We start from the raw sequence: 20,905 nt of genomic DNA, 5'->3' as shown, positions 1-20,905 counted from the left end.
CTCTCTCTTGTGGGAGGTCCCGCCCGCCCGTGGGGACAGGGACGAAGAACCATCGGGGGAATTGTTGGTGTTCGACAAAAGTCTAGGGTTGCGTCTCGGCGCCGCTCAGGCGCCCCAGGATCAGCGCGATACGCAGCGTAAACGCGGAGCGTACATCCGACGGCGACCAGCCGGTGACGTCCGTCACACGTCGGAGCCGATAGCGCACGGTGTTGGGATGGACGAACAGCATCCGGGCGGCGCCCTCCAGGCTGCTGGCCTGCTCCAGATAGACGCTCAGAGTCTCCAGGAGCGCCGACCCGGCCTCCTCCAGCGGTCTGTAGATCTCCTCCACCAGCTGCTCGCGTGCGACCGGGTCGGAGGCCATCGCGCGCTCCGGCAGCAGGTCGTCGGCGAGCACCGGCCGGGGGGCGTCCGGCCAGGCCGCGCAGGCCCGCAGGCCGGCGGCCGCGGCCTGTGCCGAGCGGGTCGCGGCGAGCAGGTCGGAGACGACCGGGCCGGCCACCACGGGGCCGGCGGCGAACGGCCCGATCAGCGCCTTGGCGGCCTTGAGCGGATTGTCCGAGCCGCCCGCGATCACCACCAGCCGGCTGCCCAGGACACCGGTCAGCACCTGGAGCTTGGCGTGCCGGGCGGCCCGCCGGATCGCCTCCACGGTCAGCTCGCTGTCGCCGTCCGGGGCGGTGCCCAGCACCACGCACACATGCTCCGGGGAGTTCCAGCCCAGGGCCGCCGCCCGGGAGACCGCGCCCTCGTCGGCCTCCCCGGAGAGCACCGCGTTGACCACCAGGGACTCCAGGCGGGCGTCCCACGCCCCGCGCGCCTCGGCGGCCTGCGCGTAGACCTGGGCGGTGGCGAAGGCGATCTCCCGGGCGTAGACCAGCAGCGCCTCGCGCAGCACGGACTCGTCGCCCGGTGCCGCGACGTCGTCGATCGCGGCCTCCATGACCTCGATCGTGGTGCGGACCATCTCGACGGTCTGCCGCAGCGTGATCGCCCGGGTCAGCTCGCGCGGCGCCGTCCCGAAGACATCGGTGCTGATCGCCTGCGGCGTCTCGGGGTGGCGGAACCACTCGGTGAACGCGGCGATGCCGGCCTGTGCCACCAGGCCGATCCAGGAACGGTTCTCCGGAGGCATCGCGCGGTACCACGGCAGCGTGGCGTCCATACGGGAGATCGCGGCGGCCGCCAGTTTGCCGGAGGAGTTCTCCAGCCGCCGGAGGGTCGCGGAGTGCGGGTGCGCGTCGCGCGATGCGGGTTCAGACACGGGACCAAGCCTGCCCTATCGGGATGAGCGGGTGGAGCGGTGGGGCTACGGTGGCCCGATGATCGAGGTGCGCAGGGGCGGGGAACGCCATCGGGGCGGCGACGCGGACGCCGGGATCGGGTCGCTGCACGCGTTCTCCTTCGGGCCCCATTTCGACCCGGACAACCTGCGCTTCGGCGCGCTGGTCGCCTGCAACGAGGAGCGGCTGGCGCCCGGCGCGGGCTTCGACGAGCATCCGCACCGGGACACCGAGATCGTCACCTGGGTCGTGGAGGGCGAGCTGACCCACCGCGATTCGGCCGGGCATGCCACGACCGTACGCCCCGGCGACCTGGCGCGGCTGAGCTCCGCCGGCGGCGTCCGGCACGTCGAGCGCAACGACGGCCCGGTGCCGCTGCGCTTCGTCCAGATGTGGCTGACGCCCCGCGACCCCGGCGGCGAGCCGGAGTACGAGGTGGTGCGGGAGGTCGCCGACGGCGCGCCCTACGCGCTGCCGCGGGCCGGCGCCACCCTGCGGGTGTGCCGCCTCGGGGCGGACGGTCGCGCCGCCGTCCCGGATGCCGCCCGGGTCTACGTCCATGTCGTACGGGGCGAGGTGCGGCTCGGGGACGCGCTTCTGGCGGCCGGGGACGCGGCGCGGATCACCGACGCGCGGGGGCTGGAACTGCGGGCGGTGGCGGAGGCGGAGTGCCTGGTGTGGGAGACGGGGCCGGAGCCCGTGTACGGGTGAGACCGGGCACCGGGCACCGGGCCCCGGGCCGGCCGGAACGCCTCAGCCCGTCCCGGCCAGCTCGGCCAGGACCGCGTCGGTCAGCGGCGGCCACGCCTCGATCGCCCACGGGCCGAAGTCCCGGTCGGCGAGCGCGACGCAGGCCGCGCCGGCCGCCGGGTCCACCCACAGGAACGTGCCGGCCTGCCCGAAGTGCCCGAACGTGCGCGGCGAGGAGGCGGCGCCCGTCCAGTGCGGCGCCTTGCCGTCGCGGATCTCGAAGCCCAGCCCCCAGTCGTTGGGCCGCTGGTGGCCGTAGCCCGGCAGCACGCCGGTCAGGCCCGGGAAGGCCACCCGCGTCGCCTCGGCGAGGGTCTGCGGCGCCAGCAGCCGCGGCGCCTGCAGCTCGGCGGCGAAGCGGGCCAGGTCCGCGACCGTGGAGACGCCGTCCTTGGCCGGTGAGCCGGCCAGCTCCGTCGACGTCATCCCCAGCGGGGCCAGCACCGCCTCGTGCAGATACTGCGGGAAGGGGATCTCGGTGGCCTTGGCGAGGTGGTCGCCGAGCGCCTCGAAGCCGGCGTTGGAGTAGATCCGGCGGGTGCCGGGGGCGGCCACCTGGCGCGCCTCGTCGAACGCCAGCCCCGAGGTGTGGGCGAGCAGATGACGGACCGTGGAGCCCTCCGGGCCGGCCGGCTCGTCCAGCTCGACGGCGCCCTCCTCGACGGCGAGCAGCGCGGCGTAGGCGGCCAGCGGCTTGGTGACGGACGCCAGCGGGAAGCGGTGGTCCAGCGGGCCGTAGGTGCCGGCCACCGAGCCGTCGGCGCGTACGACGGCGGCCGCTGCGGTGGGCACCGGCCAGTTCTCGATCATCCCCAGGCTCTGCATGGCTCCGAGCCTACGGGGTGCCCCCATGCCTTCAAATTCCGGTCAAGAACGCTCGCGGTCGGCGCTTGCCTGGAGTGCACTCCAACTCTCTAGCGTTGGGGAGGTCGTGAAGGCGCCCCGGCGGAACGTCCGGCGGCGCGACGGCATCCGGGGCGGCGCGCACCGGGGACGAGTAGAGGGAAGACGCGGCATGACGGTGACGCAGAGCGAACCGGTGACCGGTGGCACGGCCCTGGCCGGACTGCCGGAGACGGTGTGCCCGGACCGGCGCCCGCTGCCGGCGGCGGCCCGGGACTGCGGGACGTCCCGCGGCGGCCATCCGCGCCCGGCCGGCCAGGACCGCTACACCATCGGCGAGGTGGCCGAGCACACCGGACTCAGCGCCCACACCCTGCGCTGGTACGAGCGGATCGGCCTGATGCCGCACGTGGACCGGACGCACACCGGGCAGCGCCGCTTCACCAACCGCGACCTGGACTGGCTCGACCTGGTCTCCAAGCTCCGGCTGACCGGTATGCCGGTCGCCGACATGGTCCGGTACGCGGAGCTGGTGCGGGAAGGCACGAGCACCTTCCACGAGCGCGAGGAGCTGCTCACCCGGCACCGCGCGGACGTACGGCAGCGGATCGCCGAGCTGGAGAGCACGCTCGACGTCCTCGACTACAAGATCGGTATCTACGCCGACGCCCGACGGGCGTCCGAGAGGTTCTGAGTTCCATGGCGAACGACACGAAGATCCGCACCGTCCAGCTGGGCACCGGCGGCCCGCAGGTCGGTGTCCAGGGCCTGGGCTGCATGGGCATGAGCTGGGCGTACGGCCCCACGGAGGACGCCGGCGAGGCGCGGGCCACCCTGGAGCGCGCCCTGGAGTTGGGCATCACGCTCTACGACACCGCCGACGTCTACGGGGACGGGGAGAACGAGCAGTTCATCGCCCCCTTCGTCCGGGCGCACCGGGACGAGGTCGTGCTGGCCACCAAGTTCGCACTCGCCAACGATCCGCAGGAACCCACCAGGCGCATCATCCGCAACGACCGCTCCTACATCCGCCGGGCCGTCGAGGCCAGCCTCCGGCGCCTCGGCGTCGAGCAGATCGACCTCTACTACATGCACCGCCGCGACGTGGCGACCCCCATCGAGGAGACCGTCGGCGCGATGGCCGAACTGGTCGCCGAGGGCAAGGTGAAGTACCTGGGCCTGAGCGAGGTGACCGGCACCGAGCTGCGTGCCGCCCAGGCCGTGCACCCGATCGCCGCCGTCCAGTCCGAGTGGTCGCTGTTCAGCCGCGACATCGAGGAGGGCGTGGTCCCGGCCGCCGCCGACCTCGGCGTCGCCCTCGTCCCGTACTCGCCGCTCGGCCGCGGCTTCCTCACCGGTGCCTTCGTCCACGCCGACCAGGAACTGGCCGCCGACGACTTCCGCCGTCAGCAGCCCCGCTTCACCGGCGACAACGCGGCCGCCAACGCCGCCCTGCTGGAGCCGGTCCGCACCGTCGCCGAGGCGCACGGCGCCACGCTCGGGCAGATCGCGCTGGCCTGGGTGCAGCAGCAGGCCGCCGAGCGCGGACTGACGGTCGTCCCGATCCCCGGCACCCGCCGGCGCGCCCGGGTCGAGGAGAACGCCGCCGCGACCCGGATCCGGCTGACCGCCGAGGAGTTGACACTGCTGGAGCCGATCGCGGGCAAGGTGGCCGGCGACCGCTACGCCGACATGCGGTTCACCTCGGCCGGGCGGGAATAGCCCGGCCGGCGGCGCGCCGCGGGGCGCCACGGCAGGTGTCGCCCACCCGCCGTGGCGCCTCGGCGCCAGCGCCCCGACGCTCCGCGCGCCGGCTACGCGTACCCCAGCGCGAACGTCGCGAAGGCCGCCGCCAGCACCGCCGCCGTCACCCGGCGGGTCCGTCCGGCCCCCGTCCACGGCGCCTCGAAGCGGCGGGTGACGGAGCCGATCAGGACGAGCAGCACGGCGAGGACAGGCATCCAGGCCAGCCGTGCCGCGATCCAGCCGAGGCCGTCCGGCACGGTGGTCAACCCCGGGACGGCGCCCGCGAACGAGGCCGGGACGGCCGCCGCGAACAGCGCCGTCTGATGCCAGCACAGGATCGTCATCGCGCTCAGGTTGACCGCCACCACCGGCGCCCACAGGGCCGGCCGCCGCAGCAGCCCGGCCAGCCGGTCCCGGAGCAGCACCGCCGCCCCGCACTGGGCCGCGGCCAGCGCCAGGACCAGCAGCGACGGCGGATGGGAGTTGGTGCGGTCCTGGCCGGGGACGCCCACCATGCTCGCGGGGTAGTGGAAGAACAGCAGCAGCGCGGCGAACAGCGCGGCGCCGCCCAGCAGCAGGGCCCCGGCGGCGCGCCGGCCGAGCCGCCGCTCGCCCCAGCAGACGCCGAGCTGGTAGGCGAACAGCCAGCCGGGCAGCAGATTGAGCAGACTCAGCCAGGACGGCATCGTCGGGGCGAACGGCCCGTAGCGCAGGAAGTCCACGGCGGCGACCGACGCCAGCAGCGGCGCCGCGCTCCAGATGCCCCACCGGCGCGCGACGGCGGCGCAGTACGGGGTGAGCGCGGTGACCACGGCGTAGACGCCGACGAACCACAGCGGCTGGATCACCAGCGTCGCCCCCGTGCGCAGCGTCGCGGTGGACACTCCCAGGCCGTGCAGCAGCGGCACCAGCGTGGCCCAGACGGCGGTCACGCCCAGCACCGGGCGGCCCAGCCGGGCGATCCGGCCGCCCAGCCAGCGGGTGGTGGAGCCGCCGAGTGCGGCGGTCCGGCGCAGCGAGAGCACCGAGGCGTGGCCGCCCACCAGGAAGAAGATGCCGAGCATCTGGAGCACCCAGCTCGCCGGGGCGAGCCAGCCGAGCGCGGTCAGCGGGCTGGCGTTGTGCAGGGTGCCGTCGGCGTCCCGGGCGAAGCCGCCGAGCAGCCAGTGCCCGGTGGGGACGGCGAGCAGGGCGAGGGCGCGCAGGCCGTCGAGGGCCCGGTCGCGGTGGGCCGGGGTGCGCGCGTCGAGGGCGCGCACGGCGGCACCGGTCCTGGCGTTGAGCGCGCGCAGGGCACGGAGCGGGACGAGAAGCGGGATCAGAAGCGGGACGAGGGCACCGGACCGTCCGGTGCGGACGGGGAGTTCGGTGCGGACGGGGGCTTCGGTGGACGGCCGTTGTGCGGTGGTGGTAGGTCTCGCATGGGCCGGGTGGCTCTCGGTGGTCATGTGGCGTCCTTGGGCGAGAAGGTCCGGGGGAGGAGGTCCGGGAGACGGGGTGGGGAGACGAGGTCCGGGAGAGGCGAGGCGGCAGGCGAGGGCGCGCGGCCGCCGGCGACGACAGGGCACGCTCGGCAGCGCCCTAGCGCACCTCGGCGTAGCGCCCCAGCGTGATCGCGGCGAAGTTGTGGAGGGAGTCGGTGCCGGGGGCGAGGTAGCCGGTGTGGCCCTGGGCCCGCTCGGCGGGGACCCGGTGGGCCCCGAACGCCGGGTCGGTGGGGTCCGTCCCGTGCCCCAGGCCGAGCAGTTCGACGTGCGGGATGTCACCGATCCAGTCCGAGGTGTCCCGCGCCGCCCAGACCCGGGCGGTGGTGTGCAGCTCCGCCGCGCTGTCCCGGCGCATCCCGGGCGAGCCGAAGACCACCAGGTCGCTGAGCAGGCCGGGGCCGGCGTGCGGGACGGCCAGGCCGCAGACCACCGAGCCGTAGCTGTGGCACAGCACGGCCGGGGCGGGGGCGCCGGTGGCGGCCAGGCCGGTCAGGAAGCGGGTCAGCCGGGGCGCGCCGGCCTCGGCGAGCCGGCCGGTCGCGGCGTCCGGGCCGAGGCCGACGGGTGTGGTGTACCCGACCCAGGCGATCACCGCCGTGCGGACGCCGGGCGCCTCGGCGGCCATCTGCCGGCGCAGCGAGGTCGCCATCCCGGTCGGCGTGCCGTACGGGTCGGTGGTGCGGTCGAAGGTGGCCAGGTCGATGTCCGAACCCGGCACGATCACCGCGGTCCGCTGCGCGGTCGCCAAGTCGCCGTGGACCTCGGCCACTTGGCCGCGGCCGCGGGGGTCGAAGGCGAGGATCCGGCGGCCGGGCGCGAGCAGCGCGGCGTAGCGCGCGGCCGTCTTCCTGGCCTGCTGGTGGTCCTGGAGGGTCCCGGCCGGGTCGGTGGCGCGGGCCAGCTCGCGGTCCCGTTCCGCGCGCAGAGCATGGGCGTTGGCGGCGTACCGCAGGGCGATCGGCGCCCCGTCGAGGTTGCCGACGGTGAGCGGGTGGCGGGCGGCGAGGGCCTGCTGCCGGTCCTCGGTCAGACCGGCGAAGAACCGGGCGACCTCGGCGGGGGAGGCGCTCGCCGGGTCCGGCAGGCGGACCCCGAGCGAGTGGTCGGCGCGCCAGTCGGCGGCGCCGGGAGCCGGGCCGGTGACCGCGGTCTGTGCGGAACCGGCCGCCCAGCCGCCGGTCCCCGCGACGACGCTCAGTGCGAGGACGGCGGCGACGAGCGTCCGCTTGCTGCGCCGGGCGGCGTTCCGCAGCACGGTCATGGTGGTCTCTCCCTCTTCCAGCGGTGTGGCGGAGGGAAAGGTACGAAGCGGCCCGGTGACGTGGCGTCACACCGCGGAGCCAACTCCCGGGTGATACCGGGGTAGGGGGTGCCGGACGGCGCTCGTACCCCGGGAGGAGGAGTCGGGGGCTGTCCCCTCGGGGCAGGTGGGGCTACCCCGAAGACCCGGTGGGGACAACCCGAAACGGCGGTCTCACCGCTCCCCGGGCGAGACCAGTCCCGACTCGTAGGCGAAGATCACGGCCTGGGCGCGGTCGCGCAGCTCCAACTTGGCCAGCACGCGGCCGATATGGGTCTTCACGGTCTGCTCGGCGAGGATCAGCCGCTCGGCGATCTCCTGATTGGACAGGCCGCGGGCGATCAGCTCCAGGACCTCCGTCTCGCGCGGGGTGAGGCCGTTGAGCCGGAGGGCGGTGCCGTCCGTGCGGGCCGCCGGCCGCTGGCGGGCGAAGTCCGCGATCAGCCGGCGCGTCACCGACGGCGCGAGCAGTGCCTCCCCGGCCGCCACCACCCGGACCGCGGAGATCAGATCGGCCGGCGGCGCGTCCTTGAGCAGGAATCCGGACGCGCCGGCACGCAGTGCCTCGTAGACGTAGTCGTCGACGTCGAAGGTCGTCAGCATCAGCACCTTCGGGCGGTGGGCGACCCCGATCGGCGGGTGGAGCAGCCGGCGGGCCGCCTCCAGCCCGTCCATCTCCGGCATCCGGACGTCCATCAGCACCACGTCGGGGTGCACCCGGCGGCTCAGCTCCACGCCCTGTGCACCGTCCGCCGCGTCGCCCACCACGTCGATGTCGCTCTGCGCGGCGAGCAGCGCGGCGAATCCCGCCCGCACCATGGCCTGGTCGTCGACGATGATCACGCGGGTCGTCATGGGGCGTCGGAGTCCTTCGCTGGGAGGGGGGCGGACGGGGAGCGCGGTGCGGCGAGGGGGAGCTGCGCGGCGACCCGGAAGCCGCCGTCGGGCAGCGGCCCGGTGTCCAGCGTGCCATCCACCAGGCGCACCCGCTCCCGCATCCCCACCAGGCCGTGCCCGGTGCCGCTGGTCTCCAGGGGCGCGGACACCGGCGGGGCGGGCGGTTCGTTGACCACCAGCACCGTCAGCCGCGAGCGGTCGCCGGTGACCGTCACCGACACCCGGGTCCGGGCGCCCGGGGCATGCCGCACCACGTTGGCCAGCGCCTCCTGGACGATGCGGTACGCCGACAGGTCCACCGCCGGTTCCAGCGCCACCGGCTCCTCCGGCAGCACCAACTCGACCGGCACGCCGGCCCGTACGGTCGCCTCGACCAGCTTCGGCAGCTGGCCGACGCCCGGCTGCGGGGCCTTCTCCGGCGCGCCCTGCCGCTCGGCCTCCTCGCTGCGCAGCACCCCGAGCAGGCGCCGCATCTCCGCCAGCGACTCCCGGGCGCTCGCCGCGATCGCCGCGAACTCCTCCTGCGCCTCCTGGGGTATCCCGCCGATGCGGTACGGGGCGCTGTCGGCCTGGACCGTGATCACCGACATGTGGTGGGCGACGACGTCGTGCAGCTCGCGGGCGATACGGGTGCGCTCCTCCAGCAGCGTGCGCCGGGCCCGCTCGGCTTCGCTGATGGTCTCCTGCTCCAGCAACTTCCGCTGGGCGTCGCGCCGTTCCCGCAGTGCGGCGCCGAGCAGCAGCAGCACACCGGAGAGCACGAACATCAGCACCCAGGTGCTCTGCACGCGTGGGGGTGCGACCGCCTCGAAGAGTATTCCGGCCGCCCCGGTGGTGAGCCAGACCGCGATCAGCGTCCTGCGGCGCTCGCGCATCGACAGTGCCAGCATCAGCGCGAGATAGCCGACGATCACCGTGGGCGGCCACGGCCACGCGTGGTCCACCACACCGTCGGTGCCGGTCAGCACCCCGGCGCAGACGACGGCCGCGGCGAACATCACCCACCACGCCTGCAGCGGCCGGGTCACCGCCAGCAGCAGCGGCACGCTCTGCGCGGTGGCCAGCGCGCCGGCCAGGCCGCCGGCCATGCCGTAGTCGTTGTGGAGGACGTTGACCCCCGACGGCAGCAGCGACACCGCGAAGGCGAACGCCACCGCGTACGGCAGGGCGCGCACCCAGCGGCGCCGGGAGCTGCCGAACAGCGGGGCGCCGGGCCGGGTCGGGGTGCCCAGCTCGGTGGCGAGCACCCGCAGCGCGGGCCGCGCGGCCCGCAGCACCCGGCGGGTGACGCGCAGCGCGGCGGCGCGGGCCGGCGGGCGTCCGTCGCCGCCGGCCGGCTCTTCTTCGGGGGTAGGAGATCGTTTGGACATCGCGGGATCAATGTAAGCGGATCCCGCCCACCCCGACGTCATACCGTGGTGCGGCCTTCCTCCCCGTACCACGGTATGAGGCCGGGCCCTGGCGCCCGGCCCTACAGTTCCGCCAGCAACTCCGCCTTCTTCGCGGTGAATTCGGCGTCGGTCAGCAGTCCCGCGCCGTGCAGCTCGCCGAGGTGCCGGATCCGGTCGGCGATGTCGGCGGGGTCCCGGCCGGTGCTGCCGGGGCGCCGTGCCGCGGGCCGTTCCGCACCGTCCGGCACGGGCCCGGCGGCGCGTACGGCCTGGAGCACGGAGGCCGCGAACGGCAGGGACTCGTGCACCGGCCCGTAGCCGAGGTCGAAGACCACCGCGGTCGGGTCCTGGTCCGCCGCGCCCGTGCGGACCTCGGGGGCGTCGCGTTCCAGCAGCCGCAGATAGCCGTTGACGATCTCCGGCGAGCGCCACTCCACGCCGGCCAGTTCCCCGACGGGGAAGGTCTGGTCGCCGCTCTTCCACTTCGCCGACGACGCGCCCGTCCAGAACCAGCGGAAGGCCACCGACCGCCCGTCGAAGGACGCCTTGCCGTCGTACGCCTTGAAGTTCAACGGGGGTTCCGGCGCGGCCACCAGGTGCCGCTCGGCGGGCTCCCGGGCGTCGGGGCCCAGCGCGGCGCGCAGCTGGTCGGCGTAGTACGCGGCCAGCGTCTCGCGCTCGGCCGGCAGCACCAGCCGGTACGGGTCGGCGTCCTCCTTGAGCTGCCCGTCCGCCGCCTCCATCAGGGGGTCGGCGCCCAGCCGCGGCACGGCATGCAGCACCACCGTGCCGCGCCTGCCCGTGGAGACCTCGACGGCTCTCAGCGCCTCGTACGGAATGCGTCGCTCGCCGAGTGCCTGGAACAGCTTCGGCCTGCGGATCCCCCGTTCGAAGCGGATGAGTACGGAGTCCGAGTCGAACTCCCAGACGGCGTGAAAACCGGCCAGCACATCACCCATGCGGCTCATCGTATGCGGGTGGTCGCCCGCCCGTCCCCCTTCCGGACACCAGCGCTGCGCGCGTCAAAACGGGTGCTCGGTCCCCCGGCAGCCGCCCTTGTCCTGTTCACGCCGACCGGCGTGGCGGCGGTTCCCGCGGGTACGGCCCGTCCCCGGGCGCCGGGCCGTACCCGCGGCCGCCGGCAGTGCGCGCCCGGCCGTCAGGCCAGGTCCGCGCTGCAGTGGGGGGCGGTGGTGGCGCAGTCCACCGAGCCCAGGTCGCCCACGCCGACCAGTGCGAAGTTGTGCAGGCTCCGGGTGCCGGGGGCGAAGTAGCCGGCGTGGCCGGCCGCGCCCTCGGCGGACAGGACCCGGGCGCCGAAGGACGGGTCGACCGGGTCGGCACCGTGGCCGAGCCCGCCGACCTCCAGGTACGGCACGTCCTGGATCCAGTCGTCGGCGTCCCGCATGGCCCAGACCCGGGCGTGCGTTCCCAGGCCCGCCAGGTTCCCGGCGCGCATGCCGGGGCTGCCGGCCACCGCGATGTCGGTGACGTTCCCGGGGAGGTTGCGGGCCGCGACGCCGCACACCACGGAGCCGTAGCTGTGGCAGAACAGCGAGACGTCGTCGGTCGCCGGCAGCGCGTCCACCAGGGCGCGCAGTCGGACCGCGCCGGCCTCGGCGAGCTGCCCGGTGGCCGCCTCGACGCCCAGTCCGGACGGTGTGGTGTAGTCGGCCCAGGCGATCACGGCGGTACGGGCGCCGGGGCGGGCGGACCGCTCGGCGCCGTAGAGGGACTCCGCCATGCCCACGGGGGCGGCGGTCGCCTTGGCGGTGCGCTCGAAGGTCGACAGGTTGGTGTCCACGCCCGGCACCACCACGGAGACGCGGTCGGCGGTGGCGAGGTCGCCGAAGACCTCCGCGGCCCGGCCGTCGCCCGCCGGGTCGAACGCCAGGATCTGGCGGCCGGGGCTCATCAGGGACTCCATGCGGTGCATCAGCCGGCCCGCCTCCTGGCGGCCGACGGGCGTGAGCCGGTGGTCGCCCATGCGGCGCTGCTCGACCTTGCGGGCGGCGTCGATGGCCGTCCGGTTGGCGCGGTAGCGGAGGTCGACGGGGGCGCCGCCCATGTTGCCGACGACCAGCGGGTAGCGGTCGGCCAGCTGCTGGCGCTCGGCCCGGTCGAGGGAGGCGAAGAACGCGCGGAGGGTGCCCGGCGCGGCGTCCGGGGCGGGCAGTGACCGTCCGTGGAGTGTGGCGTGCCGCCAGGCGGCTCTAGCCGTGGCCAGCGGGTTCGCGTCCTCCTTGGTGTTTCTGATCGCCGTCCAGCCCGTCAGCGCGAGCATCACGAACACCACCAGCAGGGCGAGCGCGGCACGCCAGGCGGTGGACTGCAGGAAACCGAAGGAGGGACCGAGGCCCGGGAAAGAAGTCACCGCGGGCCACCCTAGGAGACGTGACAGGGTGCCTGTGGGCCCTCGTGAGGCATCTCACGTTTTGTGGAGGGTATTTGGTCTAAATCGGACAGAACGGGTTGACGCTCAGTGTTCGATCGTGTGGATCCGGTCTCGTCGGGAGGTGGGCCGATCACGCACCGGGCGAGGGCGGTTACCGCTGGTCATGGGCGTGTTCATGCGCGGCGGCGGGCGGGCTCCGGTGCGCCCGCAGGTCCATCTCGATCGCCGGCCCGATGTGATCCAGGTAGGACTGCGTCAGCTCGCGGATCGCCTCCACGCTGCAGTCCTGCCCCTCGCCCCATACCTTTCCGGCCACCCGCAGCACCCCGCTGAACGCCGCCACCAGGACCCGCGGCCGCGGATCGGCGTCCACGTCCAGTCCCTCGCGCCGGGCGATCAACTGCGCGATCTGCTCCTCCAGTTCGGTGGAGCGCCGCAGATGCGCGGCGACCAGCGCCGGGGTCGACTCGATCATCTGGTACGTGCGCATGTGGAGATCCACCGGGACCACCGACGCGAGGGCGCTGCCGATCTCGTCCCAGGCGGTCATCACGGCGCGGCGCAGGGCGGTCAGCGGCGGCTCCGCCGCCGGCCGGGCGTGCAGCTCCTCCAGGAACCGCGCCTCGACCATGTCCTGGACGGCGAACGCCACTTCCTGCTTGTTGGCGAAATACCGGAAGAAGGTCCGCTGGGAGACGTCCACGGCCTCGGCGATCTCGTCGACCGTCGTCGTCTCGTAGCCGTGCTCGGTGAAGAGCTCCAGTGCCGCCCGGATGAGGGCGTCGCGGGTGCGCTGCTTCTTGCGTTCGCGCAGCCCGCCGGCGGGAGCCGTCCGCGGCGTCGGGTCTGCCATCCTGCGCCGCCTTTCCCTGGTGTTCTCGCTGCTCAGAATACCTGTGAGCTAAATGACAGTTACCGACTCATGATTCGCTTTGTCAACTGTCAGTGGCTGACATTAGCCTCGAATCATGAGCTCTCAGACCCCGGTCGCCGACGTCGCACCGGAACTTCCCGTACCGGAGCCTCGCAAGGGGCTGCGGGGCCATCCGTGGCTAACTCTCTTCTCCGTCGCCATCGGCGTGATGATGGTGGCGCTCGACGGCACGATCGTCGCCATCGCCAACCCGGCCATCAAGGAAGATCTGGGCGCGTCCCTCGCGGACGTGCAGTGGATCACCAACGGCTACATGCTCGCCCTGGCCGTCTCGCTGATCACGGCCGGCAAGCTCGGTGACCGCTTCGGCCACCGCCAGACCTTCCTGATCGGCATCACCGGCTTCGCCGTCGCCTCCGCCGCCATCGGTTTCTCCAGCCAGGTCGCGCTGGTCATCGTCTTCCGCGTGCTACAGGGGCTGTTCGGCGCACTGCTGATGCCGGCCGCGCTGGGCCTGCTGCGCGCCACGTTCCCCGCCGAGAAGCTGAACATGGCCATCGGCATCTGGGGCATGGTCATCGGTGCCTCCACCGCCGGCGGCCCGATAGTCGGCGGACTGCTGGTCGAGCACGTCAGCTGGCAGTCCGTCTTCTTCATCAACGTGCCGGTCGGCGTGCTGGCCCTCGCCCTCGGCCTGGTGATCCTCAAGGACCACCGCGCGGAGAACGCCCCCCGCTCCTTCGACATCCCCGGCATCGTGCTGCTGTCCGGCGCGATGTTCTGCCTCATCTGGCCGCTGATCAAGGCGTCGGAGTGGGGCTGGGGCTCCATGACGACCTGGGGCTTCCTGATCGGCTCGGTCGTCCTCTTCGGGCTCTTCGCGGTCCTGGAGAGCAGGGTGCGCGAGCCGCTCATCCCGCTGCGGATGTTCCGCTCGGTGCCGCTGACCGCGGGCACGGTCCTGATGGTCCTGATGGCCTTCGCCTTCATGGGCGGCCTGTTCTTCGTGACGTTCTACCTCCAGAACGTCCACGGCATGTCCCCCGTCGACAGCGGACTGCACCTGCTGCCGCTCACCGGCATGATGATCGTCGGCTCGCCGCTCGCCGGCGCGCTGATCACCAAGTTCGGCCCGCGCATCCCGCTGGTCGGCGGCATGGTCGTCACCGCCGTCGCGATGTACGGCATGTCCGGGCTGGACGCCGGCACCACCACCGGCCCGATGTCCGTCTGGTTCGCCCTGCTCGGCCTGGGCCTCGCGCCCGTCATGGTCGGTGCCACCGAGGTCATCGTGGGCAACGCCCCGCTGGAGCTCTCCGGTGTCGCCGGCGGTCTCCAGCAGGCCGCGATGCAGGTCGGCGGCAGCCTCGGCACCGCCGTGCTCGGCGCGGTGATGGCCTCCCGCGTAGACAAGGACCTTCCGGGCAACTGGCAGGGCGCCGGCCTCCCGCCGCTGCAGCCCGCACAGCTGTCCCAGGTGTCCGACGCCGTCTCGGCGGGCATCGCACCGGTACCGAAGGGCACCCCGCCGGAGTTCGCCCAGAAGATCACCGCCGTCGCCCACGACACCTTCGTCTCCGGCATGGGCCTCGCCTTCTCCGTCGCCTGCGGAGTGGCGGTGCTCGCCGCCGTCGTCGCGCTCTTCACCAAGCGCGGGGCGAACGCCGAGGCGGGCGCCGGCGTCGGCCACATCTGACCGCCGCCGCAGGGCAGTTCCGCGGCGTCCACCGGTCCGTTCCCACGGCGCGCGACCGGCCGAACCACCCCCTCGGCCGGTCGCGCGCCGTCGCGCGTGCGGGCCCGGGGCCGTTCCCCGGCCGGTCGCGCGCGACCGGACCGCACCGCGCGCGACCGGGTCACGCCGCCGTCCGTGGCCGTCAACCCCCGCTCCGCCGTACCCCGCGCCGGCAATCGCCATGCCCCAAGCGACAGTTGGCCTCTTCTCCGGCGCGGTATCCCTCATCCGGGTAACGCCGACCGGGAACCGGACCGCAGGCTGCCGTCCTCCTGGGCGAGAGGTCCGCCCAACTCCCTTTCCCCGCACGCGCAGAACGGTTTCCGCGAACCGCCCGTCGCCGTCCGCGGCACGTCAACTCCGCGTACCCGCCACCGGCTCACGACCTGCGGATTCGTCCCCATCCCCGATCCGGGTGGAGCAGCCGCCCCGGGCTTGGCGGAGGCGCCCGCTCCGCCGCACGCTCGAACCCGAACCCGCCGCGGGCACCCGCCCGCCGCGGACATCACCGCCGAGGCCCGCGCCCACCGCGCGGCCCGCCACGGCCACGACACGGGGGAGAGACTCCTATGCGTATCCGCACCAGCCACCCGACCGGCACCTCCCGCACCTTCCGAGGGGCCGCGCTGGCCACCGGACTCGCCGCCCTGGCCGCGGCGTTGGCCACACCGTCCGCCCTGGGCGCCCCGGCCGCCCGCGCGGCCACCGGCGGCCGCGCCCCGGCCGCTTCCGGCGACTGCTCGACCGGTCAGCTGTGCCTCTGGCCGCAAGCGGACTTCGGCGGCCGGCGGCAGACCTACGAGCTGTCCGGCACCGACCTCGAAAGCTGTGTGACCGTCCCCAAGGGAACGACCGTCGCCTCGCTCGCCAACCGCACCGGCCGACCGGTCACCACCTACCAGAGCGCCGTCTGCGCCGAGACCGGCGAGTTCGACACCTACCCGGGCGGCGGCAGCTGGGTGCCCCGATCCCCTTACCAGGTAAGGGCGTTCAAGCTGTGGGAGCGCTGAGCGGACGGCCCGCGGCGGACGCACCGCGCCCCCCGACCGGCGGGCTTCGCCGGTCGGGGGGCGCGGGGGAGACGGTGCGGCGGACGGCCGCGGAGAGGTCAGGCGTCGCCGCCGGCCTCACCCGCGTCGGCGGCCGCCACGTCCAGGAGCTGGTAGCGATCGATGGCCTGCTTGAGCAGCGAGCGGTCGACCTTGCCCTCCTTGGCCAGCTCGGTGAGGACGGCGAGCACGATCGACTGGGCGTCGATGTGGAAGAAGCGGCGGGCGGCGCCGCGGGTGTCCGCGAAGCCGAAGCCGTCGGCGCCCAGCGACTGGTAGGTGCCCGGCACCCAGCGCGCGATCTGGTCCGGGACGGACCGCATCCAGTCCGAGACCGCGACCGTCGGGCCCTCGGCGCCCTGCAGCTTCTGCGTCACGTACGGGACGCGCTGCTCCTCCTCCGGGTGGAGCAGGTTGTGCTCCTCGACCTCCACCGCCTCGCGGCGCAGCTCGTTCCAGGAGGTCGCCGACCAGACGTCGGCCTTGACGTTCCACTCGTCCGCGAGGATCCGCTGGGCCTCGACGGCCCACGGCACCGCGACGCCCGAGGCGAGGATCCGGGCCCGGTGCTCGCCCTTCTCGCCGGACGAGATCCGGTGCAGACCCTTGAGGATGCCCTCGACGTCGACGTCCGCCGGCTCCGCGGGGTGCTGGATCGGCTCGTTGTAGACGGTGAGGTAGTAGAAGACGTCCTCGCCCGGCTTGCCGTCGGCGGTCTCGCCGTACATCCGCCGCAGACCGTCCTTGACGATGTGCGCGATCTCGTAGCCGTAGGCCGGGTCGTAGGCGACACAGGCCGGGTTGGTCGAGGCCAGCAGCTGGGAGTGCCCGTCGGCGTGCTGCAGGCCCTCACCGGTCAGCGTGGTCCGGCCGGCGGTCGCACCGAGCACGAAGCCGCGCGAGAGCTGGTCGGCCATCTGCCAGAACTGGTCGCCGGTCCGCTGGAAACCGAACATCGAGTAGAAGACGTAGACCGGGATCAGCGGCTCGCCGTGGGTCGCGTACGCCGAGCCCGCCGCGATCAGCGACGCGGTGCAGCCGGCCTCGGTGATGCCGTCGTGCAGCATCTGGCCGGTCGGCGACTCCTTGTAGGCCAGCAGCAGTTCGCGGTCCACCGACTCGTAGCTCTGCCCGAGCGGGTTGTAGATCTTGGCCGACGGGAAGAACGCGTCCATACCGAAGGTGCGGTACTCGTCCGGCGCGATCGGCACGAAGCGCTTGCCGATCTCCTTGTCCCGCATCAGGTCCTTCAGGATGCGGACGAACGCCATGGTCGTGGCGATCTTCTGCTGCCCGGAGCCCTTCTTGGCGGTGGCGTACGCCTTGTCGTCCGGCAGCGCGAGCGGCTTGGCGCGCACGACGCGGGTCGGCACGTATCCGCCGAGTCCGTGGCGGCGGTCGTGCATGTACTGGATCTCCTCGGACTTGCGGCCCGGGTGGTAGTACGGCGGAAGGCCGTCCTCCAGGTCCTTGTCCGGGATGGGCAGGTGCAGCCGGTCGCGGAAGCGCTTGAGGTCCTCGACCGTCAGCTTCTTCATCTGGTGCGTGGCGTTGCGGCCCTCGAAGTTCGGGCCGAGGGTCCAGCCCTTGACGGTCTGGGCCAGGATCACGGTCGGCTGGCCCTTGTGGGCCTTGGCCGCCGCGTACGCCGCGAAGATCTTCCGGTGGTCGTGGCCGCCGCGACCCAGGTGCAGGATCTGGTCGTCGGTCATGTTCTCGACCATCGCGCGCAGTCGGTGGTCGTCACCGAAGAAGTGCTCGCGGATGTACGCGCCGGTCTCGGTGGCGTAGGTCTGGAACTGCCCGTCGGGGGTGGTGTTGAGCTTGTTGACCAGGATGCCGTCGCGGTCCTGCGCCAGCAGCGGGTCCCAGCTGCGGTCCCACACCAGCTTGATGACGTTCCAGCCGGCGCCGCGGAACTGCGACTCCAGCTCCTGCATGATCTTGCCGTTGCCGCGGACCGGGCCGTCCAGGCGCTGGAGGTTGCAGTTCACGACGAAGGTCAGGTTGTCCAGACCCTCGCGCGCGGCGATGGACAGCTGGCCGAGCGACTCCGGCTCGTCCATCTCGCCGTCGCCGAGGAACGCCCAGACGTGCGACTTGGAGGTGTCGGCGATGCCGCGGGCCTCCATGTAGCGGTTCATCCGCGCCTGGTAGATCGCGCCGAGCGGGCCGAGGCCCATCGAGACGGTCGGGAACTCCCAGAAGTCCGGCATCAGCCGCGGGTGCGGGTAGCTGGAGAGGCCCTCGGGGGCCTTGGACTTCTCCTGGCGGAAGGCGTCCAGCTGGCCCTCGGAGAGCCGGTCCAGGAGATACGCGCGGGCGTAGATGCCGGGGGAGGCGTGGCCCTGGAAGAAGACCTGGTCGCCGCCGTCGCCCTCGTCCTTGCCGCGGAAGAAGTGGTTGAAGCCCACGTCGTACAGCGAGGCGGAGGAGGCGAAGGTGGCGATGTGGCCGCCGACGCCGATGCCCGGGCGCTGGGCGCGGGAGACCATGACGGCGGCGTTCCACCGGGTCGCGTTGAGGACCTTGCGCTCGATCTCCTCGTTGCCCGGGAAGAACGGCTCGTCCTTGGTCGCGATGGTGTTGACGTAGTCCGTGCTGCGCATCTCGGGCACGGCCACACGCCGTTCGCGGGCGCGCTCGATCAGGCGGAGCATGAGGTAGCGGGCACGTTCCCGGCCCCGCTCGTCGACGGCCGCGTCGAGCGAGTCGAGCCATTCCTGGGTCTCTTCGGGATCGAAGTCCGGGACCTGGCTGGGAAGGCCACCAATGATGATCGGGTTTCGATCGGATCCGGAAGCCACGCTGTTCCTTCGTGTTCGGTTCGTGTCGTGCTCTGCCTGCTGCTGCCGCTGCGCACGGGGACGAATGCTGTCTGTGCCTTGTGTCGCGCCGTCTTCCATCGTGTACCGAGCCACTGGGATACGTCACCTCTACCGATGGGTAACCACCCGCTGAGAGAGGGCGCTGAAAGGGCCGGTACCTGTGGTCGGCCAAATCGCAACCATACGCCCATCTCGAAAGGGGTCCGCGTGCGGCCGTGCCATGCCCGGCGGCACGGGCGGGACGCTCCGATACCCTGCGCGGGGGCCATTCCTTCCCCCGTACCCCATATACCCGGCACAATGCTGTGGTGGGTATCACTTCATGGTGTCCTGGTGGGGGCCGGGCCGCAGTGGCAGGCGCGTCGATCGTCACCGTTTCGGCGGTCTCGATCGCCGGGTACTTGCGCGATCCGCCCGTCACGTGTGGACTACGCCCAATGCTCCGCGCACGCGCGGAGTCCCCGAGTACTTTCCGAAACATGACAGGAGGCAATCCGTGAGCGCGACCGCGGACCACGCGGAGGAGCGGACCAACCCTGCCACCAAGCTGGGGTTCGAGCCCGGACAGGTGGTCCAGGAGATCGGCTACGACGACGACGTCGAGCAGGAGCTCCGCGAAGGCATCGAGGCCATCATCGGCCAGGAACTCGAGGACGAGGACTACGACGACGTCGCCGATGTCGTCGTCCTGTGGTTCCGAGACGACGACGGTGATCTCACGGACGCGCTGGTGGACGCCATCGGTCTGATCGACGAAGGCGGCCAGATCTGGCTGCTGACGCCCAAGACGGGCCGCGACGGCTATATCGAGCCGAGCGACATCAACGAGGCCGCACAGACCTCGGGTCTGTCCCAGACCCGGAGCATCAACGCCGGCAAGGACTGGACCGGCAGCCGGCTGATCTCGCCCAAGCGCTGACCGGCCGCGTCACCTCACGTCCTCGCCGAGCCCCTCCCGGAGCCGATCCGGAAGGGGCTCGGCGCAGTTCAGGGGCGGGCGCGTAGGGTGGTCGCGTCCAGTTGAGAGTGACGCGGAAGGACCCAGTCCCATGGCGATCGAGGTCGGCACCAAGGCTCCGGATTTTGAGCTGAAGAACCAGCACGGCGAGCTGGTGAAGCTCTCCGACTTCCGCGGCGAGAAGAACGTCGTGGTGCTCTTCTACCCCTTCGCCTTCACCGGCGTGTGCACCGGTGAGCTGTGCGCCCTCCGTGACGAACTGCCGAAGTTCGTCAACGACGACGTGCAGCTGCTGGCGGTCTCCAACGACTCGCCGTTCTCGCTGCGGGTGTTCGCCGAGCAGGAGGGCCTGGAGTACCCGCTGCTGTCGGACTTCTGGCCGCACGGCGAGGTCTCCCGGGCGTACGGCGTCTTCGACGAGGAGAAGGGCTGCGCGGTCCGCGGCACCTTCGTCATCGACAAGGAGGGCGTGGTGCGCTGGACGGTCGTCAACGGCCTGCCCGACGCCCGTGACCTCGACGACTACGTCAAGGCCCTCGAAGCCCTCTGATCCCGCAGCCCCTCCGGTCATGGAGTGCGCGGTGGCCGATCGGACATCCGACGGGATCCGTGTGCGATATCTGCATTCGGCGGGAACCGCTCACTAGGATCAAATCGTTGATCCGATGCCATGCACGATGGGGGCGCAGATCTTGACGTACCCCTCGAATCTACGGGAGGACTCGTGGGAGTCAGCCTCAGCAAGGGCGGCAACGTCTCGCTGACGAAGGAAGCCCCCAATCTGACCGCCGTCCTCGTCGGTCTGGGCTGGGACGCGCGTACCACCACCGGTACGGACTTCGACCTGGACGCCAGCGCCCTGCTGACGAACGACCAGGGCAAGGTGGCCAACGACCAGAACTTCGTGTTCTTCAACAACCTCAAGAGCCCGTGCGGTTCGGTGGAGCACACCGGCGACAACCTCACCGGTGAGGGCGAGGGCGACGACGAGGCCATCAAGGTGAACCTCGCCGGTGTCCCCGCCGACGTCGACAAGATCGTCTTCCCGGTGTCGATCTACGACGCCGAGACCCGTCAGCAGAGCTTCGGTCAGGTCCGCAACGCCTACATCCGCGTGGTCAACCAGGCCGACGGCAAGGAACTGGCGCGCTACGACCTCAGCGAGGACGCCTCGACCGAGACCGCCATGGTCTTCGGCGAGCTGTACCGCAACGGCGCGGAGTGGAAGTTCCGTGCCATCGGCCAGGGCTACGCCTCGGGTCTGCGCGGCATCGCGCAGGACTTCGGGGTCAACGTCTGACCGCACGGCGACCGCGTCCGGCGCCGTACGCCCCGTCCGGGGAGTGCGGCGCCGGGCGCGTTTCCG

General features: G+C 72.6%; 18 protein-coding genes. 8 read left to right on the top strand and 10 right to left on the bottom strand.

Going from position 1 to position 20,905, the window contains the following annotated elements; translation table 11 throughout:
* Window positions 1-82: 82 nt before the first annotated feature.
* On the bottom strand, window positions 83-1,267 hold the full coding sequence (locus K2224_RS27790; protein ID WP_221909310.1) for a CdaR family transcriptional regulator: 1,185 nt from the start codon (window positions 1,265-1,267) through the stop codon (window positions 83-85).
* A 58-nt stretch (window positions 1,268-1,325) separates the two neighbouring features.
* Between K2224_RS27790 and K2224_RS27785 the strand changes: the two genes are divergently transcribed.
* On the top strand, window positions 1,326-1,997 hold the full coding sequence (locus tag K2224_RS27785) for a pirin family protein (RefSeq protein ID WP_221909309.1): 672 nt from the start codon (window positions 1,326-1,328) through the stop codon (window positions 1,995-1,997).
* A 42-nt stretch (window positions 1,998-2,039) separates the two neighbouring features.
* Here K2224_RS27785 and K2224_RS27780 read toward each other — a convergent pair whose 3' ends face one another.
* Window positions 2,040-2,861, bottom strand: a complete 822-nt coding sequence (locus K2224_RS27780; RefSeq protein ID WP_221909308.1) for a serine hydrolase — start codon at window positions 2,859-2,861, stop codon at window positions 2,040-2,042.
* A 190-nt stretch (window positions 2,862-3,051) separates the two neighbouring features.
* On the opposite strand from K2224_RS27780, the gene K2224_RS27775 reads away from it, so the two are divergent.
* Both K2224_RS27775 and K2224_RS27770 read left to right on the top strand, forming a co-directional pair.
* Complete coding sequence (locus K2224_RS27775; RefSeq protein ID WP_221909307.1) at window positions 3,052-3,573, top strand: MerR family transcriptional regulator; 522 nt, start codon at window positions 3,052-3,054, stop codon at window positions 3,571-3,573.
* Window positions 3,574-3,578: 5 nt separating this feature from the next.
* Window positions 3,579-4,601 (top strand): aldo/keto reductase, encoded by a 1,023-nt coding sequence (locus tag K2224_RS27770; protein ID WP_221909306.1) that lies wholly within the window; start codon window positions 3,579-3,581, stop codon window positions 4,599-4,601.
* Between the two features lie 92 nt (window positions 4,602-4,693).
* On the opposite strand, the gene K2224_RS27765 is transcribed toward K2224_RS27770, so the two are convergent.
* From K2224_RS27765 to K2224_RS27735, 7 genes are all read right to left on the bottom strand, one after another.
* On the bottom strand, window positions 4,694-6,073 hold the full coding sequence (locus K2224_RS27765; RefSeq protein WP_260693387.1) for an acyltransferase: 1,380 nt from the start codon (window positions 6,071-6,073) through the stop codon (window positions 4,694-4,696).
* Between the two features lie 133 nt (window positions 6,074-6,206).
* The gene (locus K2224_RS27760; RefSeq protein WP_221909305.1) at window positions 6,207-7,373 is read right to left on the bottom strand and encodes an alpha/beta hydrolase; all 1,167 of its coding nucleotides are present in this window, start codon (window positions 7,371-7,373) and stop codon (window positions 6,207-6,209) included.
* A 213-nt stretch (window positions 7,374-7,586) separates the two neighbouring features.
* Window positions 7,587-8,267: a response regulator transcription factor gene (locus K2224_RS27755; RefSeq protein WP_221909304.1), complete on the bottom strand. Its 681-nt coding sequence runs from the start codon at window positions 8,265-8,267 to the stop codon at window positions 7,587-7,589.
* Complete coding sequence (locus tag K2224_RS27750) at window positions 8,264-9,679, bottom strand: sensor histidine kinase (RefSeq protein WP_221909303.1); 1,416 nt, start codon at window positions 9,677-9,679, stop codon at window positions 8,264-8,266. Before K2224_RS27750 ends, K2224_RS27755 begins: the two co-directional genes overlap by 4 nt.
* Before the next feature lie 101 nt (window positions 9,680-9,780).
* A complete protein-coding gene (locus K2224_RS27745; RefSeq protein WP_221909302.1) occupies window positions 9,781-10,659 on the bottom strand; it encodes a DUF4429 domain-containing protein in 879 nt (292 codons plus the stop codon).
* Window positions 10,660-10,859: 200 nt separating this feature from the next.
* On the bottom strand, window positions 10,860-12,074 hold the full coding sequence (locus K2224_RS27740; protein ID WP_221909301.1) for an alpha/beta hydrolase: 1,215 nt from the start codon (window positions 12,072-12,074) through the stop codon (window positions 10,860-10,862).
* Window positions 12,075-12,246: 172 nt separating this feature from the next.
* Window positions 12,247-12,948 (bottom strand): TetR family transcriptional regulator, encoded by a 702-nt coding sequence (locus tag K2224_RS27735; protein ID WP_221909300.1) that lies wholly within the window; start codon window positions 12,946-12,948, stop codon window positions 12,247-12,249.
* A 115-nt stretch (window positions 12,949-13,063) separates the two neighbouring features.
* On the opposite strand from K2224_RS27735, the gene K2224_RS27730 reads away from it, so the two are divergent.
* Both K2224_RS27730 and K2224_RS27725 read left to right on the top strand, forming a co-directional pair.
* A complete protein-coding gene (locus tag K2224_RS27730; protein ID WP_221909299.1) occupies window positions 13,064-14,665 on the top strand; it encodes an MFS transporter in 1,602 nt (533 codons plus the stop codon).
* A 608-nt stretch (window positions 14,666-15,273) separates the two neighbouring features.
* Window positions 15,274-15,714 (top strand): peptidase inhibitor family I36 protein, encoded by a 441-nt coding sequence (locus tag K2224_RS27725; RefSeq protein WP_221909298.1) that lies wholly within the window; start codon window positions 15,274-15,276, stop codon window positions 15,712-15,714.
* 98 nt (window positions 15,715-15,812) lie between these two features.
* Here K2224_RS27725 and aceE read toward each other — a convergent pair whose 3' ends face one another.
* Entirely contained in the window at window positions 15,813-18,560 is a 2,748-nt protein-coding gene (gene aceE, locus K2224_RS27720) for a pyruvate dehydrogenase (acetyl-transferring), homodimeric type (RefSeq protein ID WP_221909297.1), read from the bottom strand.
* Window positions 18,561-19,077: 517 nt separating this feature from the next.
* Between aceE and K2224_RS27715 the strand changes: the two genes are divergently transcribed.
* The 3 genes from K2224_RS27715 to K2224_RS27705 all read left to right on the top strand — a co-directional run bounded on the left by K2224_RS27715 (window position 19,078) and on the right by K2224_RS27705 (window position 20,839).
* Window positions 19,078-19,500 (top strand): DUF3052 domain-containing protein, encoded by a 423-nt coding sequence (locus tag K2224_RS27715; RefSeq protein WP_039636896.1) that lies wholly within the window; start codon window positions 19,078-19,080, stop codon window positions 19,498-19,500.
* Between the two features lie 130 nt (window positions 19,501-19,630).
* Window positions 19,631-20,089, top strand: a complete 459-nt coding sequence (locus K2224_RS27710; protein ID WP_221909296.1) for a peroxiredoxin — start codon at window positions 19,631-19,633, stop codon at window positions 20,087-20,089.
* A gap of 174 nt (window positions 20,090-20,263) precedes the next feature.
* The gene (locus tag K2224_RS27705; RefSeq protein WP_221909295.1) at window positions 20,264-20,839 is read left to right on the top strand and encodes a TerD family protein; all 576 of its coding nucleotides are present in this window, start codon (window positions 20,264-20,266) and stop codon (window positions 20,837-20,839) included.
* The last annotated feature ends 66 nt before the right edge of the window (window positions 20,840-20,905 follow it).

It is taken from the genome of Streptomyces sp. BHT-5-2 (assembly GCF_019774615.1).
Classification (GTDB): domain Bacteria; phylum Actinomycetota; class Actinomycetes; order Streptomycetales; family Streptomycetaceae; genus Streptomyces.
This window is presented reverse-complemented; position numbering and strand designations above follow the sequence as displayed.

What these genes read in the sequence shown, in the direction of transcription:
- K2224_RS27775 (WP_221909307.1), top strand. Translation starts at nt 3,052, where the DNA reads ATGACGGTGACGCAGAGCGAACCGGTGACCGGTGGCACGGCCCTGGCC.
- K2224_RS27755 (WP_221909304.1), bottom strand. Translation starts at nt 8,267, where the DNA reads ATGACGACCCGCGTGATCATCGTCGACGACCAGGCCATGGTGCGGGCG.
- K2224_RS27735 (WP_221909300.1), bottom strand. Translation starts at nt 12,948, where the DNA reads ATGGCAGACCCGACGCCGCGGACGGCTCCCGCCGGCGGGCTGCGCGAA.
- K2224_RS27770 (WP_221909306.1), top strand. Translation starts at nt 3,579, where the DNA reads ATGGCGAACGACACGAAGATCCGCACCGTCCAGCTGGGCACCGGCGGC.
- K2224_RS27750 (WP_221909303.1), bottom strand. Translation starts at nt 9,679, where the DNA reads ATGTCCAAACGATCTCCTACCCCCGAAGAAGAGCCGGCCGGCGGCGAC.
- K2224_RS27725 (WP_221909298.1), top strand. Translation starts at nt 15,274, where the DNA reads ATGCGTATCCGCACCAGCCACCCGACCGGCACCTCCCGCACCTTCCGA.
- K2224_RS27760 (WP_221909305.1), bottom strand. Translation starts at nt 7,373, where the DNA reads ATGACCGTGCTGCGGAACGCCGCCCGGCGCAGCAAGCGGACGCTCGTC.
- K2224_RS27745 (WP_221909302.1), bottom strand. Translation starts at nt 10,659, where the DNA reads ATGGGTGATGTGCTGGCCGGTTTTCACGCCGTCTGGGAGTTCGACTCG.
- K2224_RS27710 (WP_221909296.1), top strand. Translation starts at nt 19,631, where the DNA reads ATGGCGATCGAGGTCGGCACCAAGGCTCCGGATTTTGAGCTGAAGAAC.
- K2224_RS27765 (WP_260693387.1), bottom strand. Translation starts at nt 6,073, where the DNA reads ATGACCACCGAGAGCCACCCGGCCCATGCGAGACCTACCACCACCGCA.
- K2224_RS27785 (WP_221909309.1), top strand. Translation starts at nt 1,326, where the DNA reads ATGATCGAGGTGCGCAGGGGCGGGGAACGCCATCGGGGCGGCGACGCG.
- K2224_RS27730 (WP_221909299.1), top strand. Translation starts at nt 13,064, where the DNA reads ATGAGCTCTCAGACCCCGGTCGCCGACGTCGCACCGGAACTTCCCGTA.
- K2224_RS27780 (WP_221909308.1), bottom strand. Translation starts at nt 2,861, where the DNA reads ATGCAGAGCCTGGGGATGATCGAGAACTGGCCGGTGCCCACCGCAGCG.